Annotated in this window: 14 protein-coding genes; all 14 read left to right on the forward strand. The window is 30.8% G+C overall.

Features of this window, described 5'->3' with window-relative positions; genetic code table 11:
* Window positions 1-267: 267 nt before the first annotated feature.
* The 14 genes from adhE (at window position 268) to IC173_RS04155 (ending at window position 17,644) form a co-directional block, all read left to right on the forward strand.
* Window positions 268-2,871: a bifunctional acetaldehyde-CoA/alcohol dehydrogenase gene (gene adhE, locus IC173_RS04090; RefSeq protein ID WP_227482147.1), complete on the forward strand. Its 2,604-nt coding sequence runs from the start codon at window positions 268-270 to the stop codon at window positions 2,869-2,871.
* A 271-nt stretch (window positions 2,872-3,142) separates the two neighbouring features.
* A complete protein-coding gene (locus IC173_RS04095; RefSeq protein WP_227855197.1) occupies window positions 3,143-5,362 on the forward strand; it encodes an EAL domain-containing protein in 2,220 nt (739 codons plus the stop codon).
* Between the two features lie 243 nt (window positions 5,363-5,605).
* A complete protein-coding gene (locus tag IC173_RS04100) occupies window positions 5,606-6,268 on the forward strand; it encodes a B3/4 domain-containing protein (protein ID WP_227433960.1) in 663 nt (220 codons plus the stop codon).
* Between the two features lie 377 nt (window positions 6,269-6,645).
* The gene (locus IC173_RS04105; protein WP_227433961.1) at window positions 6,646-8,055 is read left to right on the forward strand and encodes a L,D-transpeptidase family protein; all 1,410 of its coding nucleotides are present in this window, start codon (window positions 6,646-6,648) and stop codon (window positions 8,053-8,055) included.
* An 84-nt stretch (window positions 8,056-8,139) separates the two neighbouring features.
* The gene (locus tag IC173_RS04110; RefSeq protein ID WP_227482030.1) at window positions 8,140-8,415 is read left to right on the forward strand and encodes a Nif11-like leader peptide family natural product precursor; all 276 of its coding nucleotides are present in this window, start codon (window positions 8,140-8,142) and stop codon (window positions 8,413-8,415) included.
* Between the two features lie 639 nt (window positions 8,416-9,054).
* Window positions 9,055-9,366, forward strand: a complete 312-nt coding sequence (locus tag IC173_RS04115) for a hypothetical protein (RefSeq protein ID WP_227433997.1) — start codon at window positions 9,055-9,057, stop codon at window positions 9,364-9,366.
* A 1-nt stretch (window position 9,367) separates the two neighbouring features.
* On the forward strand, window positions 9,368-11,293 hold the full coding sequence (locus IC173_RS04120; protein WP_227433963.1) for a V-type ATP synthase subunit I: 1,926 nt from the start codon (window positions 9,368-9,370) through the stop codon (window positions 11,291-11,293).
* 2 nt (window positions 11,294-11,295) lie between these two features.
* Window positions 11,296-11,787, forward strand: a complete 492-nt coding sequence (locus IC173_RS04125; RefSeq protein WP_021385913.1) for a V-type ATP synthase subunit K — start codon at window positions 11,296-11,298, stop codon at window positions 11,785-11,787.
* A gap of 51 nt (window positions 11,788-11,838) precedes the next feature.
* On the forward strand, window positions 11,839-12,402 hold the full coding sequence (locus IC173_RS04130; RefSeq protein WP_227433964.1) for a V-type ATP synthase subunit E: 564 nt from the start codon (window positions 11,839-11,841) through the stop codon (window positions 12,400-12,402).
* 16 nt (window positions 12,403-12,418) lie between these two features.
* The gene (locus IC173_RS04135; RefSeq protein WP_227433965.1) at window positions 12,419-13,396 is read left to right on the forward strand and encodes a V-type ATP synthase subunit C; all 978 of its coding nucleotides are present in this window, start codon (window positions 12,419-12,421) and stop codon (window positions 13,394-13,396) included.
* Window positions 13,389-13,706 carry a V-type ATP synthase subunit F gene (locus IC173_RS04140; RefSeq protein ID WP_009893746.1) on the forward strand — a complete coding sequence of 106 codons (318 nt, stop codon included), beginning with the start codon at window positions 13,389-13,391 and terminating at the stop codon, window positions 13,704-13,706. The genes IC173_RS04135 and IC173_RS04140 overlap by 8 nt, the downstream gene beginning before the upstream one ends.
* A 115-nt stretch (window positions 13,707-13,821) precedes the next feature.
* Window positions 13,822-15,600: a V-type ATP synthase subunit A gene (locus IC173_RS04145; protein WP_227433967.1), complete on the forward strand. Its 1,779-nt coding sequence runs from the start codon at window positions 13,822-13,824 to the stop codon at window positions 15,598-15,600.
* Entirely contained in the window at window positions 15,597-16,970 is a 1,374-nt protein-coding gene (locus tag IC173_RS04150; protein WP_227433968.1) for a V-type ATP synthase subunit B, read from the forward strand. Before IC173_RS04145 ends, IC173_RS04150 begins: the two co-directional genes overlap by 4 nt.
* A 5-nt stretch (window positions 16,971-16,975) precedes the next feature.
* The gene (locus IC173_RS04155; RefSeq protein WP_227482033.1) at window positions 16,976-17,644 is read left to right on the forward strand and encodes a V-type ATP synthase subunit D; all 669 of its coding nucleotides are present in this window, start codon (window positions 16,976-16,978) and stop codon (window positions 17,642-17,644) included.
* Window positions 17,645-17,735 lie beyond the last annotated feature (91 nt).

Here is a 17,735-nt window from a genome sequence, read left to right on the forward strand (position 1 = left end):
GTATTGAGATGAATTTATTCACAATTTATATAAAAAATAAAGTAATATATAGTTAATCTATATATTTGTAAAGCATATTATTATTAATATAAATAATATAATACTAAACAAAAAATAAAATGTTAAAAAAATAACTTGAAAATGCAAAGATAACATGCTATACTGTTAATAAATTAACAGAAAAAGAAGATTATACTATTCTAGGAGGGCATTGAAATGGCTAATAAAGAACAGACTATAATAGAAAATAAAAGGGGAGAAGAAGTTATGGCAGATAATGCATGCGTTGTAAATAATGTTGAAAATTTAGTTAAAAAATTAGCAAAAATTAGAGAAGCTCAAAGAATCTTTGCTACATACACTCAAGAGCAAGTAGATAAGATTTTTTTAGCAGCATCTTTAGCAGCTAATAAGCAAAGAGTTCCTCTAGCTATAATGGCACAAAAAGAAACTGGTATGGGAATTGCTGAGGATAAAGTTATAAAGAATCACTATGCATCAGAATATATATACAATGCATATAAAGAAACTAAAACTTGTGGTGTTATAGAGAGAGATGAAGCCTTTGGTATGACTAAAATAGCTGAGCCAATAGGAGTTGTTGCAGCAGTTATACCTACAACTAATCCAACTTCTACTGCTATATTTAAATCACTTTTAGCTCTAAAAACTAGAAATGGAATAATATTTTCTCCACATCCAAGAGCAAAAAATTCTACTATAGAGGCAGCAAAGGTAGTTCTTGAAGCTGCTGTTCTGGCTGGAGCTCCTGAAGGTATAATCGGATGGATTGATGAGCCATCTTTGGAATTAACTACGACTGTTATGAAGGAAGTTGACTTAACTCTTGCTACAGGAGGCCCTGGAATGGTTAAATCGGCATATTCATCTGGAAAACCAGCTATAGGAGTCGGTGCAGGTAATACACCAGCAATAATTGATGATAGCGCAGATATAAAAACTGCTGTAAATTCAATTCTTGTATCTAAGACATTCGATAATGGTATGATATGTGCTTCTGAACAATCAGTTATAGTATTGGAAAATATATATAATGAAGTTAAAAAAGAATTTAAAGATCGTGGTGCTTACTTATTAAATAAAGAAGAAACAGAAAAATTAAGAAATGTAATTTTAGTAAATGGGGGATTAAACTCTAAAATCGTTGGTCAAACAGCTTGCACAATAGCAACATTAGCAGGTTTTGAAGTTCCAGTTGATGCTAAAGTTTTAATAGGTGAGGTTGATTCAGTTGAAATAGAAGAAGCTTTTGCTCATGAAAAACTTTCACCAGTACTTGCAATGTATAAAGCAAACAACTTTGATAATGCAGTTAGTAAAGCAGAAAAATTGGTAGAAGATGGAGGGTTTGGTCATACATCTTCATTATATATTGATGATGTAAATCAGAGAGAAAAGCTTGATAAATTTACTAAAGCTATGAAAACTTGTAGAATTTTAATTAATACTCCTTCTTCTCAAGGTGGTATAGGTGATTTATATAATTTTAAACTAGCTCCTTCTCTTACTTTAGGATGTGGTTCTTGGGGAGGAAATTCAGTATCTGAAAATGTAGGAGTTAAGCACTTACTTAATATTAAGACAGTAGCTGAGAGGAGAGAAAATATGCTTTGGTTTAGAGCACCAGAAAAAGTTTATTTTAAAAAAGGTTGTTTAGGAGTGGCGTTAAAAGAACTTAAAGATGTAATGAATAAAAAGAGAGCTTTTATTGTAACAGATACATTCCTTTACAATAATGGATATACTAAGACAGTTACTGACCTATTAGATGAAATGAACATCAAGCACACTACTTTCTTTGAAGTTGAACCAGACCCAACTTTAGAATGTGCTAAGATAGGTGCTAAAGCTATGAGAGAGTTTAATCCAGATGTAATAATATCTATAGGTGGAGGAAGTGCAATGGATGCAGGTAAGATAATGTGGACATTATATGAGCATCCAGAAGTAGATTTCCAAGACCTAGCAATGAGATTTATGGATATAAGAAAAAGAGTGTATACGTTCCCTAAAATGGGTGAAAAAGCTAGTTTTGTAGCTATACCAACATCAGCAGGTACTGGTTCAGAAGTAACTCCATTTGCAGTTATAACTGACCAAGATACAGGTGTTAAATATCCATTAGCTGATTATGAGTTGATGCCAAATATGGCTATAGTTGATGCGGATATGATGATGAATATGCCAAAAGGATTAACTTCTGCTTCTGGTATTGATGCTTTGACTCATGCATTAGAAGCATATGTATCTATGCTTGCAACTGACTATACAAATGGTCTAGCTTTACAAGCTATTAAGAGCATATTTGAATATCTTCCACGTGCATACGATAATGGAGCAAAAGACTCAGAAGCAAGAGAAAAAATGGCAAATGCTTCTACAATGGCAGGAATGGCTTTTGCAAATGCATTTTTAGGTGTTTGTCACTCTATGGCTCACAAGTTAGGTGCTTTCCATCATGTACCACATGGTGTTGCAAATGCTCTTTTAATAACAGATGTTATGAAATTTAATTCTTCTAATGCACCAAAGAAAATGGGAGCTTTCTCTCAATATAAGTATCCAGAGGCATTAAAGAGATACGCTGAAATAGCTTCATTCTTGGGATTAAAAGGAAATTCTGATGAAGAAAAATTCCAAAGTTTATTGATAGCTATTGAAGATTTAAAGAGTAAAGTTGGTATTCCTAAAACTATAAAAGAATTTGGTGTTGAGGAATCTAAATTTATAGATTCACTAGATGAAATGGTGATTCAAGCCTTTGATGACCAATGTACAGGTGCGAATCCAAGATATCCTCTTATGAATGAAATAAAAGAAATGTATTTAAATTCATATTATGGAAAATAAATTTACTATAAAACTTACTATAAAATAAATAAACTAAAATCCTGTATACATTAGATATATAATATCATTGTATATGGGATTTTTCATTTAAAAAAACATAAATAGTTTTGAAACTTTAATTCAAAATTCAATTAAATAATGTTATTATAATAATTAGAATGAATCTATATGTAATATTTGGGTATATTTGTATGTAAGATAAGTAATAAATTTGTATTAATAAAGATATAAATAGGGATATAAAGTGTTGACTAATTAAGGGAGGGGTAAGATGACTAAAAGAAATAAAAGTGTTACATTAATTATAATTCTTTTAATGGCATCATTATTTCTGATATTAGGATATCTATATATAGAAGATACAAGAAAACTTCTTATATCAGAGGCAGAAGTACATATAAAAGAAGTTGCGATACAAGGTTCTCAGTTAGCACAAAGACAAATTGAAAAAGATTTAGATATTTTAAATATTTTTTCAAGTTATTATACTTCAAATCCTAACATGTCTAATGAAGAAAAAATAAAAAAGCTTTTAGATGAAATGGAAAACCAAAAATTTTATACTATGGCAATTGTTGATATAAATGGGAATGCAGAAAATACTAAGGGTAATAAGTTTTCTGTTAAGGATAGAGAATTCTTCAAAAATTCAATTAATGGTAAAAAGTATGTTTCAAGCCCATATATTGATGAAGTAAATAAGTCTGTAAAAAAGATTACTATCTCAGTACCAATATTAAATAATGATAAAGTAGTTGGAGTTTTGTATTGTACTTATGATGTCAATACTCTAATGAAACTTATAAATGTATCTTTTTATGAAAATAATAGTATATCTTATGTTGTAAAAAATAATGGGACAGTTATACTTCATCCTCAACAAGATAGATTATCAAGAAATATTTATGAATTGTTAAAGCAGGATAATGATATTAAAGATGTAAATCAATTAAAAAAACAATTAGAAGAAAATAAAACAGGTGCTGCAATCTTAAATATGTCAGGAGAAAGACGATACCTAGGATATGCTACTATGGATAATGGAAAGAAAAAAGATAATTATATAAAGGATTGGAACTTGATTTTTTCAATTCCAGAAAATGTTATATTCCGTAATTCTGAGCAAATTATTAAGAGAGCTGTATATGCAGTATTATTGATTATATTTGTGTTTATTGCAATTATTTTCTATATAATGTACATAAAAAAATCTAATGAAAAAGAAATATTAAGTTTAGCATATGAAGATAGAGTTACACATATAGGAAATCAAAATAAATTTTATAGAGAATGTAGTAAGTATCTTTTAAATAAACCATCTTTAAATTATATTATAGTATATTTTGATATTGATAATTTTAAAATGATTAATGATACTTTTGGATATGAATTTGGTGATAATCTATTAATTACTATAGCAAGTGCTTTAAAAGAGGAACTAACAGAAGGTGAAATATATGCACGGCTTTCAAGTGACTATTTTGCTATTTTTTGTGAATATAAAAATGGAAGAAATAAAATTATAAAAAAAATTGATAGTATACGAAGTAATATTGAAAATAATCTAAATACAGTATTTGAAATTTCTCTTTGTGTGGGTATTTACTTCGTAGAAGAAGGAGAAGTAGATGCTCAAAAGGCTGTAAATAAAGCTAATATGGCAAGGTCTGTTGCCAAAGGTAAAAATATAAACTATGTTATTTATAATGAAGATGTTAGAAATAAGCTTAGTGAGGAATCTATAATTTTAGATGATATAAAGACAGCATTAGTAAAGAATCAATTTGAAGTTTATTATCAACCTAAGTTTTCACTTGTAAATGGTGAGATGATAGGAAGTGAAGCACTGATAAGATGGAATCATCCTGAACATGGGTTTATAAGTCCAGCTATATTTATTCCAATAGCAGAAAAAAGTCAATTGATTTTAAAAATAGGTAGATTTGTATTTGAAAGAGTTTGTAGCGATTTATCTAAATGGGAAAAACAAGGGAAAAAATTAGTACCAGTTTCAGTAAACCTATCTAGAGTTGAGTTATATCAACCAGATATTGTAAAATTTATCAATAGTACTATCCAAACATATAACATACATTCAAATTTAATTGAATTAGAGATAACAGAAACTGTAGTTATTAATGAATTAAATATACTAAAAAGTGTTTTAAATGAATTAAGGAAGCATGGATTTTCAATTTCTATGGATGATTTTGGAACAGGTTATTCTTCTATTAGTTGTCTAAGGGACATGCCAATTGATGTATTAAAATTAGATAAGTCTTTTCTTAATGGTATTGAAAATGATGAGAAAAGTCGTAATATAGCAAAGTCTATAGTATCTCTAGCAAAATCATTAGATTTAATTGTAATTATAGAAGGCGTTGAGAGTAAGAAACAGGCTGAGTTAATGAAGCAATTTGGATGTGATTTAGTTCAGGGGTTTTATTTTGCAAGACCAATGCCAGTTCAAAATTTTATGAAATTACTTTAAAAATAAAATTTATTTTTTCATATAAAACACTATTATATATGCTTGGATTTAATAAATGCTTGCTAGATAATTAGTGTTTTTATTTTGTAAGATTCAGATATGAGGAAAGTAATTATCTTTTATAAAAATCTGTTAAAAATAAATTATTTTGGATATAAATATGTTATTAACAAAAGAATAGTACTATAATGTATAGATGATAAAAAACTTAAATAAAAATTTAATGATAGGAGTTGTTTGAGTATGATAGATATAAGCATTGATAAAAAACTTAAGGACAAATGGCCTGATGCAAAATTAGGATGTATCCAAGCAAAAGTAGTAGTAAATAAAAGCTCAGAAAAGTTAATAAATGGGATAAATGAGTTTTGTGATATTTTGAATCAAAAGCTAGAAATTGAAGATATTACGAAATTGGATAAGATTAAAGATGCAAGAGATGCATATAAAGAACTTGGTAAAAATCCAAGTAGATATAGAACGTCTTCAGAAGCATTAGTTAGAAGAATTGTTCAAGGTAAGGGTCTATATACAATAAATAATATAGTTGAAATAAATAATCTAATATCTATAAAATCATTATATCCAGTTGGTACATATAATGTAAGTAAACTACATCCACCAATATGTTTTACTGTAGGTGATGAAGGCGAGCAGTATAAAGGTATTGGAAAAGAGTTGATAAATATAGAAAATCTACCTATATTATCTGATTCATTAGGTAAATTTGGAAGCCCAACTAGTGATTCCGAGAGAGCTATGATAACAACAGATGCAATTGAAATACTAATTTGTATATTTTCATTTAGTTCGGAATCAGATATTGAAGAGTACTTTGGATACGCTAAGGATTTACTTAAAGAGTATGCAGATGGAAAGGATATAGAAACTAAAATAATTAAATAATAATTATATAAAATGTATATAACAACGTTATGTTAAGTTGGAGACTAATATATAAGAATGAATCAAAAAAGGAAACTAACAAGATATTAGTTTCTTTTTTTGGAAATAGTAGTTTAATGTAACAAAAATAGACAGATAGCCACACTGATGCTTAAAAGTATGGTAATATATTATTATAGCAGAGGTTATATTTAAGGGATTTTGAAAGGGGGAATTGACAATAATCATTTTATCTGAAATATAAATTGATATCATGTAAATAACTCTATCTTCAAAAATATAAATTAATAATATAATAGTTTGGGTATATAGAAGAAATAAGGTTTTTTAAAACTAGTAAAGTACATAGGTAATTATAATGAAGAAAGGATTTAGTTATGATTGAAGGAAAAGAGGCAAAACAAGAAAGTGGGCAAAAAAATCTAAAAGTTAAGATAGCTATAGTAGTAGGTGTTTTGATTGTAGCTTATATAGGGATGGCAATCTTTTTTAGAAATCATTTTTACTTTGGTACAACTATTAATGGTGTGAAAGCTTCAGGAAAGACAGTTGAACAAGTAAATGATTTATTAACATCAAGTACTAATTCTTATACTTTAAGTCTAGAGGAAAGAAACAATAAAAAAGAACAAATAAAAGCAAAAGATATAGATTTAAAGTTTACACCAGATGATAAGGTTCAAAAAATAAAAGATAGCCAAAGTGCGTTTGGATGGATTGGTGGAATATTTAAATCTAAAGAGTATAATAATATGGTAACTCTTTCATATGATAAAGATTTACTAGAAAAAGGGTTTAATGCTTTATCTTGTTTTGATAGTAAAAATGTTGTAGAGCCTAAAAGTGCATACCCTAAGTATGATAGCAGTAAAAATGCTTATGTTATAGTACCAGAAGTACTTGGAAACAAAGTAAAAAAAGATGATTTTTATAAATTAGTAAAAAAATCAATTAATTCTGGTGTTACTTCTGTTTCTTTAGAGGAGAGTAAATTATATGAAGTTCCAAACAATACAAAGGATTCAGAAAAGTTAAAAGAGGCTATTAAGACATTAGATAAATATGTCAGTGTAGTTGTTACATATGATTTTAGTGACCGTAAGGAAACTTTAGATGGCTCTGAGATTAATAAGTGGTTAAAGGTAGACTCAGAAAAAAATTATGACATAACTTTCGATAATGATGTGATGGTAGAGTATACAAGAGGATTAAGCAAAAAATATAGTACTTTTGGAGATTCAAGACCATTTAAAACTGCAACTGGCAAAGAGATTACTATTTCAGGTGGAATTTATGGATGGCTGATAGATAAAAAGAAAGAAGCAGAAGCTTTAGTTGATGTTGTAAAAGCTGGAAAAAATGTTACAAGAGAACCTATCTACATACAAAAAGCTGTATCTCGTAATAAAGATGATATTGGTAATACATATGTTGAGATTAGTCTTTCTGACCAACACATGTGGTTCTTTAAGAATGGAGAAATGCTTGTATCAACAGATGTTGTAACAGGCGATTTAGGTAGAGGATTTGCTACCCCATCAGGGATATATCCTCTTAACTATAAAGCTAGAAATGTTTCTTTAACTGGTCAAGGCTATAGTTCACCTGTAAGTTATTGGCTTCCATTTAATGGAAATATAGGAATTCATGATGCTACTTGGAGAGGTTCTTTTGGTGGAGGTATATATAGATCTTCAGGTTCACATGGATGTGTAAACACACCTTTTTCTAAGGCAAAGAAAATATATGAAAATATAGAACCAGGTACACCAATTATTTTATACTAGTAAAAATATTGTTTATAACGATTAAGTGAAGTCATCTTAGTTTTTTTAGATGGCTTCTTTTTTATATAGAAAGGAATGTATATAATGAATGAAAAATTAATTAAAATTTTAGATGAAGCAAAGAACGATTCAGAGTTTAAGAAAGAGATTATGGAAACAAGAAAACAACGTGATGTTATGGATTCATTTTGTAAAGTAGTTACATCTAGAGGATATGATATAACGATAGGTGAACTTTTTTCTATAGGAGAAGAATATACATCCAATCTTTTAAAAAGCGTAAATGGAGGAGCTGCATATCCTATTGAAGATTGGAGTGATTGGTTCGAGGATTTTTTCATCATGTTGGCGAATATATAATATATAAACTAATTAGTGGTATTACTTATTTAAAGTTAAGATAATGATTGAGGGACTAAAGTATTTAAAAATAAGTGTAAATTTTATCAATCTTAAAAAAGGATTAACTTATATCTAATAAATTTAGAAAAAATTAAACTAAAATAAGCTGACAAAAATCGATATGAGCTGATGATTTATAAAAGTTAGATGAAAAAATATAAGATATTTCTAAAAATTCAAAAAAAACAATAAGTTTTATCATTCTATGTGTTGAAAAAAAAGATAAAAATAATTTATATGGAATAAATAAAATTATATGTAAAAAAAAATTGAAATAAAAATTGAAAATGTCGATAAACCGTTAATTTCAAAACAAAATAACGCTATTGACAAACCATATTGCTTTAAATTATAATTATTGAAAATAATGATATTTAAAAATCATACTCATGTCATAGTCTAAAAGTAAGTCAAAAAAGAATGTAAGTCTAAGCAAGTACTACTCTAAAATATGTTTTATTAAAAAATAAATGTTGAAAAAAATTAATTATTATATAAAAATGCTGTTTATACTTTAACAATGAGGTAGTAATCTAATTAGAATAAAAAACTCTAATTAGTTATATACATAGTAAAAAGGTAAGAGAGGTGATTTGGATGGCTTTTGAAATAATAAAAAGCATTGTTGAGGCAGAGCAGACAGCAGACAGTATTAAAGTAAAAGCTGTTACTGATGCAGAGTCTATCAGAGCTGATGCTGTAAACGAATGTGAAAGCATCTTGACTGATGTAAAAAAGCAAGCAAAGCTTATGGAAGAAACTCTTGTTGAGAAGGCAGTCACCGACAGTAAAGCAGAGGTTGATAAAATCTTGGCAGATGCTAAAAGTGAATGTCTGAAAATTGAAAAAACTGCGACAGAAAGACGAAGTAAGGCAATCGAAGCGGTTATTGGAAAGGTAGTGAGATAATATGGCAATAGTTAATATGAACAAGATATCTATTGTTGGCTTAGAAGCTCAAAAAAGCCAAATTTTAAAGCTACTTATGAACCGTGGATTTGTTCAGATTGATGATAGTGCCTTTCTTACTGAAATGGATGAGTTAAAAAATCATCTTACAAAAGATGGTGAGGAGTCAGAGGTTATAATGCTAGAACAGAAGATGGCACATGTGAATCAAGCGATTGACATTGTTTCTTCACTAGTGAAACAAAAGAAAGCTATGTTTGCACCAAAAAGAGAATTTAACAAAATTGACAGTGAAAAAGAAGATGAAATTTATGCTGAAGTTTTGGAGTTAAATAATCTAAATAAAGAGATAGGTACAATAAGGAGTAACATAAATTTATTAAATAATAATAAAAGTATGTTAGAGCCATGGGTAAACTTTGATGTTCCTTTTGAAAAGATGGAAACTAAGTATACAAAAACTATTCTAGGAACTATACCCACAAATGCAAATATTGATGCTTTAAGAGTTAGACTAGAGGATGAAGTGCCAGAAAGTGTTCTTGGAATTATTGATTCTGACAAGTTAATGAACTATGTTTATTTAATTACTTTAAAAGAAACTTTTGATAATGCTACAGAAGTTCTTAAAGAATTTAATTTTGCAATAGTTACATTACCAAGTGAGGAAGGGACACCATCACAAGCTATCAAGAAATACAATGAAATGATAATTAGACAGGAAAACGTTTCTAAAAATAAGACAGAAGAAATCAAAAATCATGGAAATAATATACACATGCTTGAAAATCTATATGACTTTTACACTATAGAAAGAGACCAGAAAAAGATTATAGAGAGACTTGTAAAAACAAAAACAACATTCTGTCTTAATGGTTGGTTACCAAGTAAAAGTGCAAGCGACCTAATTAGTGAAATCACAGAAAAGTTTGATTGTTGTGTTCAAACAGAGGAAGGAAACAAAGAAGAAGGTTTCCCGATTCTACTTGAAAACAATAAACTTGTAACACCTTTTGAAAGTGTAACAAACATGTACAGTTGTCCAAGCACAAAAGATATTGACCCAAATACAATTATGACTTTTTTCTATGTTGTATTCTTTGGAATGATGCTAAGTGATGCTGCATATGGGATAATAATTGCCCTAGCTTGTGGATTTATTGTATACAAATCAAAAATGAAAAAGGGTGAAGGAAATTTAATTAAACTTATTGGTATTTGTGGAGTTTCAACTACTATATGGGGTCTTATATTCGGGGGTATTTTGGGGGATTTAGTTCCTATAAAAGCTTTAATTAATCCTTTAGAGGATGTTATGGTACTTATGGGGATGTCATTACTGTTCGGTATTATCCATATATATGTAGGTTTGGGAATTAAAGCATATACATTAATAAGAGATGGAAAGGTAATAGATGCAATTTTTGATATAGGGTTTTGGTATTTATGTATAACAGGGGTATGTCTACTTATAATACCTTTTGTTGCAGGAGATATTGGCGTATTTTCTGAAGTAGGAAAATATTTAGCAATTATAGGTGCTATAGGTCTTATCCTTACTCAAGGAAGAAGCTTTAAAGGTGTTCCTGTTAAGCTTTTTAAAGGATTTTCAAGTCTTTATGGTATAACAAGTTATTTTGCTGATATATTATCTTATACAAGAATTATGGCTCTTTGTCTAACAACAGGAGTTATAGGGCAGGTTATCAATCTTTTAGGGGCTATAGCTGGTCCAATATTTGCAGTTGTAATTGGTGTTGTAGGACACACAATAAACCTTCTTATAAATGCACTAGGTGCATATGTTCATACAAGTAGGTTACAGTATGTAGAATTTTTCAATAAGTTTTATGAAGGCGGAGGAGTTCCTTTTGTTCCGTTTAAGTATAAAACAAAATATACAAGCATTAATAAAAAGGAGATGTAAATATGGAATTTTTAAACGCGTTAGGAAATGGTCAATTTTTGGCAATATCAGGAGCTGCTATAGCAGCGTTATTTGCAGGTATGGGTTCTGCTAAAGGTACTTCAATAGCAGGTCAAGCCGCAGCAGGTGTTGTAACAGAAGACCCTAGTAAATTCGGTCAACTTCTAGTTTTACAACTTCTTCCTGGTACACAAGGTCTATATGGATTTATCATAGCTTTCCTTATTTTATCAAAAGCAGGAATTATTGGTGGAGATGCGATACCAACATCAGCTCAAGGTTTACAACTTCTTATGGCAGGACTTCCAATTGGTCTAGTTGGCTTAGTATCAGGTATTGCACAAGGTAAGGCAGCAGCAGCAGGGGTTGGAATAGTTGCTAAAAGACCTGAAGAACTTGGTAAAGCTATAACATTTGCAGCGATAGTTGAAACATATGCTCTTTTAGGACTACTTGTTTCTTTCTTAGCTTACAATGGAATTGCAGTTGGTTAATTATAGAATATAATTCATAAGTAAAAAAAATGAAAAGGAGGAAGCACTCCTATGGGTAATGAACAAAAAATGATTGACAGAATTATAGCTGATGCCAAACAAGAGGCACAAGAAATATTGGATAAAGCTAAAAGTGAAGCAGATTTAAAGATAAGTTCAGCTAATGAAAAAGCTGAAAAGGAAATGGCTTCCTATACAAAGCTTGCAGAGGCAGAAGCAGAGAAAGCAGCTTCTAAGGAAATATCAGGAGCTTATATGGAGGCTAAGAAACAAATATTATCAAAGAAACAACAGATTTTAGAAGCAGTAATTTTAGAAGCTAAAAATAAACTTCTAAATCTTAAAGATAGTGAATATGAACAAATTATATTAAATATGATTGAAAAAGCGAATTGTACAGATGGATCTGAGATAGTATTATCTAAAAAAGATAGAAAAACATTAAAAGATGTATTATCTAAAAAAGGCATTAAAGTATCTGATGAAACTAGAGATATTACTGGAGGTTTCATAGTTAAAAAAGGTGACATTGAGTATAATTATTCGTTTGAAGCTATAATTGCAGTAGAGCATGAAGATATTGAGCAAATTGCAGCAGAAATTTTGTTTAATTAAGGAGGGGGGTTAAAAGATGGCAGAAGAAAAAACTTATCCCTATGCCGTGGCACGAATAAGAGTGCTTGAAAAACAGCTTCTTAACAGACAAATGTTTATTCAAATGGCAGAAGCTAAAAGCCCTGAAGACTCTTTAAGAATTATAGCAGAAGCGGGTTATACGGATTCGTCAAATAATAATGTTCACAATTTTGAGAATGTTTTGACTCAAGAATTATCTAAAACATATGAAATTCTTAAAGGTCTAGCCCCTGAAGAAAAATTTGTTGATGTATTCCTTTATAAAAATGATTATCATAACTTAAAAGTTTTGATTAAAGAAGAAATTTCTGGTGTAGATGGTGAAAAGTACTTAATTGATGGAGGTACAATTTCACTTGCGAAGCTTAAAGAATCTTTAGCAAATCGTAGTTTTAGTGATTTACCTAAGATAATGGCAGGAGCAATAATAGATGCATTTGATATTTATAGTAAAACACAAAATGGTCAGATGGTTGATATTGTTTTAGATAAAGCAACTTTTTCAAGTATGAAAGAGACAGCTACAGAAAGTCAAAATAAATTTGTAATAGATTATGTTATGAAAGTTTGTGATTTAACAAATCTAAAGAGTTTTATAAGAGTTAAAAACATGAAGAAAGATTTTGATATGTTTATGAATGTGTTTGTTTCAGGTGGCTCACTTGATAAAGAAAAATTCTTAGAAGCTTTTTCTTCAGACACTCCAGCATCATGTTTTAAATCTACTTCTTACTCTGATGTCTGTAAAAATGGCATGGATAGTGGATTTACTGTCTTTGAAAAACTTTGTGATGATTATCTTATGGAATATGTTAGAGATGCAAAATTTAAACCTCTTACACTAGAACCGCTAATTGCATATTTATATGCTAAAGAATCAGAAATAAAAACAATTAGGATTATTATGACTAGTAAGCTTAATAATATAGACGCAGATACTATAAAAGAAAGGCTAAGGGATGCTTATGTATAAGGTAGGAGTAGTTGGAGATAAAGATAGCATCATGGGATTTTTAGCTCTTGGAATAGATATCTTCCCAGCCTATGATAGTGACGAAATTAAAAAAAGTATACATAAGTTGGTTGAAGATGAATATGCGATAATTTATATTACAGAACAGGCGTCATTGCTTGCAAAAGAATCAATAGCAAAATACAAAGACTATCAACTTCCTGCTATTATAGTTATTCCAGGTATTGGAGGAAGTATGGGATTAGGTATGAATGAAGTAAGAGAATCTAGTAAACGTGCTATAGGTGCAGATATATTATTTAAAGAATAGATGCAAATTGAATAAGAGACAATCTCAAATTTTGTTAATGCTAAAAAATGTATTGATAAAATATAGGAGGGAATATTTAAATTTTGATAAAGTATATGATTGCAGGTGAGAGAATATGAAAACAGGCACAATTGTAAAGGTGTCAGGACCGCTTGTTGTAGCGGAGGGCATGAGAGATGCGAATATGTTTGACGTCGTAAGAGTTTCTGATAAACATCTTATAGGCGAGATTATTGAAATGCATGGAGATAAGGCTTCTATACAGGTTTATGAGGAAACTTCTGGTCTAGGACCAGGAGAAGAAGTGGTTTCTCTTGGAATGCCTATGAGTGTTGAACTTGGGCCAGGTCTTATTTCAACTATTTATGATGGTATTCAACGTCCACTTGAAAAAATGTATGAAATTTCAGGTACTAATATAACTAAAGGTGTTGAAGTATCTTCACTTGATAGAACAATTAAATGGGAATTCAAACCTAAAAAATCTGCTGGTGATAAAGTCGTAGCAGGAGATATAATTGGGGTAGTTCAAGAAACTGCTGTAGTGGAATGTAAGATTATGGTTCCTTATGGCGTAAAAGGTACTATAAAAGAAATATATTCTGGAGAATTTACTGTTGAGGATACAGTTTGTGTTATCACAGACGAAAAAGGTAATGATATAGCTGTAACTATGATGCAAAAATGGCCAGTTAGAAAAGAAAGACCATATAGGGAAAAGAAAACACCAGATTCACTTCTTGTTACAGGTCAAAGAGTTATAGATACATTTTTCCCAATTACAAAAGGTGGGGTAGCAGCTATTCCAGGACCTTTTGGAAGTGGAAAAACTGTTACACAGCATCAGCTTGCTAAATGGGCAGATGCAGATATAGTTGTATATATAGGATGTGGAGAACGTGGAAATGAAATGACAGATGTTCTTCTTGAATTCCCTGAACTAAAAGACCCGAGAACAGGTGAGTCACTTATGCAAAGAACAGTACTTATAGCTAATACATCAGATATGCCAGTTGCTGCGCGTGAGGCCTCTATATACACTGGTATTACAATAGCTGAATATTTTAGAGATATGGGATACAGTGTTGCACTTATGGCAGATTCTACATCAAGATGGGCAGAGGCTCTTAGAGAGATGAGTGGTCGTTTGGAAGAGATGCCAGGTGAAGAAGGTTACCCAGCGTATTTAGGTTCGCGTCTTGCTCAATTCTATGAGAGAGCAGGAAAAGTAAACTGTCTAGGTATGGATGATAGAGAAGGAACTCTTACAGCAATTGGTGCTGTTTCTCCTCCTGGTGGTGATACATCAGAACCTGTTAGCCAAGCAACACTTCGTATAGTAAAAGTATTCTGGGGACTTGATGCTTCATTAGCATATAAACGTCACTTCCCAGCAATTAACTGGTTAACAAGTTATTCACTTTATCAGGAGAAAGTTGATGTATGGGCAGATAAAAATGTAAATGATAATTTCTCAGCTCAAAGAGCTCAAGCTATGAAACTTTTGCAAGTTGAATCTGAGCTTCAAGAGATAGTTCAATTGGTTGGTGTTGACTCACTTTCAGATGGAGATAGATTGATACTAGAAGTCACTCGTTCTATAAGAGAGGACTTCCTTCATCAAAACTCTTTCCATGAAGTTGATACTTATACATCACTTCACAAACAGTATAGAATGATGGGGCTTATTCTAAAATTCTATAAGTCAGCACAAGATGCTATTAAGCAAAATGTTACTATAAATGATATTATCAAGCTTTCAGTTCTTGAAAAGATTGGTCGTGCTAAGTATGTAGAAGAAGATAAACTAGATGCTGCTTACGATGCAATTGAAGATGAAATAGACAACGAGCTTGCTGACCTTATTAAGAAGAGGGGGGCTGAAGAACTATGATAAAGGAATATAAGTCAATACAAGAGGTAGCTGGTCCTCTTATGTTAATAAACGGCGTAGAAGGTGTAAAATTTGATGAACTTGGAGAAATTGAGCTTTCAAGTGGAGAAATTCGTCGTTGTAAAGTTCTAGAAGTAAATGAAGATACTGCACTTGTTCAACTTTTTGAAAGTTCAACAGGTATAAACCTTGCTGAAAGTAAAGTACGTTTTTTAGGAAAGAGTCTTGATTTTGGAGTTTCACCAGACATATTAGGTCGTGTTTTTAGTGGGATGGGTAAACCTATTGATGGTGGACCAGAAATTATACCAGATAAAAGACTTGATATAAATGGTGCACCTATAAATCCAGCAGCACGTGATTATCCAGCTGAGTTTATACAGACTGGTGTTTCTGCTATAGACGGGCTTAATACCTTGGTTAGAGGGCAAAAACTTCCTATATTCTCAGGTTCTGGTTTGCCACATGCTAATCTTGCAGTTCAAATTGCAAGACAGGCAAAAGTTCGTGGAACTGACTCTAAGTTTGCCGTTGTATTTGCAGCTGTTGGTATAACTTTTGAAGATGCAGATTTCTTCATAAGTGATTTTAAAGCAACAGGAGCAATTGACCGTTCTGTGGTATTTGTAAACCTTGCAAATGACCCAGCAGTAGAGCGTGTATCTACACCTAGAATGGCACTTACAGCAGCAGAATACCTTGCTTTTGAGCAAGATATGCATGTACTTGTTATAATAACAGATATTACAAACTATGCAGAAGCATTACGTGAAGTTTCCGCAGCCAAAAAAGAAGTTCCAGGACGTCGTGGATATCCAGGTTATCTTTATACTGACCTTGCTACAATGTATGAAAGAGCAGGAAAAATGAAAGGACATGAAGGGTCTATAACAATGATTCCAATACTTACAATGCCTGAGGATGATAAAACACATCCAATTCCTGACCTTACAGGATACATTACAGAAGGACAAATTATACTTAACCGTGAACTTTATAAAAAAGATATACAACCTCCTATAGATGTTTTACCATCACTTTCTCGTCTTAAAGATAAGGGGATTGGTAAAGGTAAGACTCGTGAGGACCACGCAGATACAATGAACCAGCTTTTTGCAGCATATTCAAGAGGTAAAGATGCAAAAGAACTTATGGCAATATTGGGTGAATCTGCACTTTCTGAAATTGATTTAATGTATGCAAAATTTGCAGATGAATTTGAGAAAGAATACGTTTCACAAGGATTTAGAACTGACAGAACTATTGAGCAAACATTAGAAATTGGATGGAAGCTTCTTAGTATGTTACCAAAAAGTGAACTTAAACGTATTCGTGATGAATATTTTGAAAAATATATGCCTAAGGAGTGATATCTGTGGCTAGATTAAATATAAATCCAACACGTATGGAAATGACTAGACTTAAGAAACTCCTTAAAACTGCGACAAGAGGTCATAAGCTTCTTAAAGATAAGCTTGATGAACTTATGAAACAATTTCTTGAAATTGTAAGAGAAAATAAGCGATTACGTGAAGAAGCAGAAAATGCTCTCGATGCTGCTTATAAAAATTTTATAATTGCAAGGGCAGTTATGAGTCAGGAGTATCTAGGTTCAGCACTTATGATGCCAAAACAATCTGTTTCTGTAGGTGTTTCTACAAGAAACATAATGAGTGTTGATGTTCCTGTGTTTGACTTTAAAACTGAAAACAATCAAAGTGATATTTATCCTTATGGTCTTGCTTTTACATCAGGTGAATTAGATTCTGCTATGGAAGCATTTTCAGATGCAATGGAACCACTTTTAAGACTTGCAGAAAGTGAAAAAAGTGCACAGCTTCTTGCACAAGAGATAGAAAAGACACGTAGACGTGTTAATGCTCTTGAAAATGTAATGATACCAAATTACATTGAAACTATTAAGTATATTGCTATGAAGCTTGAAGAAAATGAGAGAGCAAGTACTACTAGACTTATGAAGGTTAAGGATATGGTGCTTAAAAAAGCACTTGAAGAAAAAAAGAAAAATGATTTGGTTGGATAATTAAATACTTATAAAAATAAGCCTAACATCCTAGTTTATAGGAGTTAGGCTTTTTAGTGCAAGTAAGCACATATTAGGAATTGGCGGTATC

Origin of the sequence: Clostridioides sp. ES-S-0048-02 (assembly GCF_020658495.1) — a bacterium.
GTDB lineage: Bacteria > Bacillota > Clostridia > Peptostreptococcales > Peptostreptococcaceae > Clostridioides.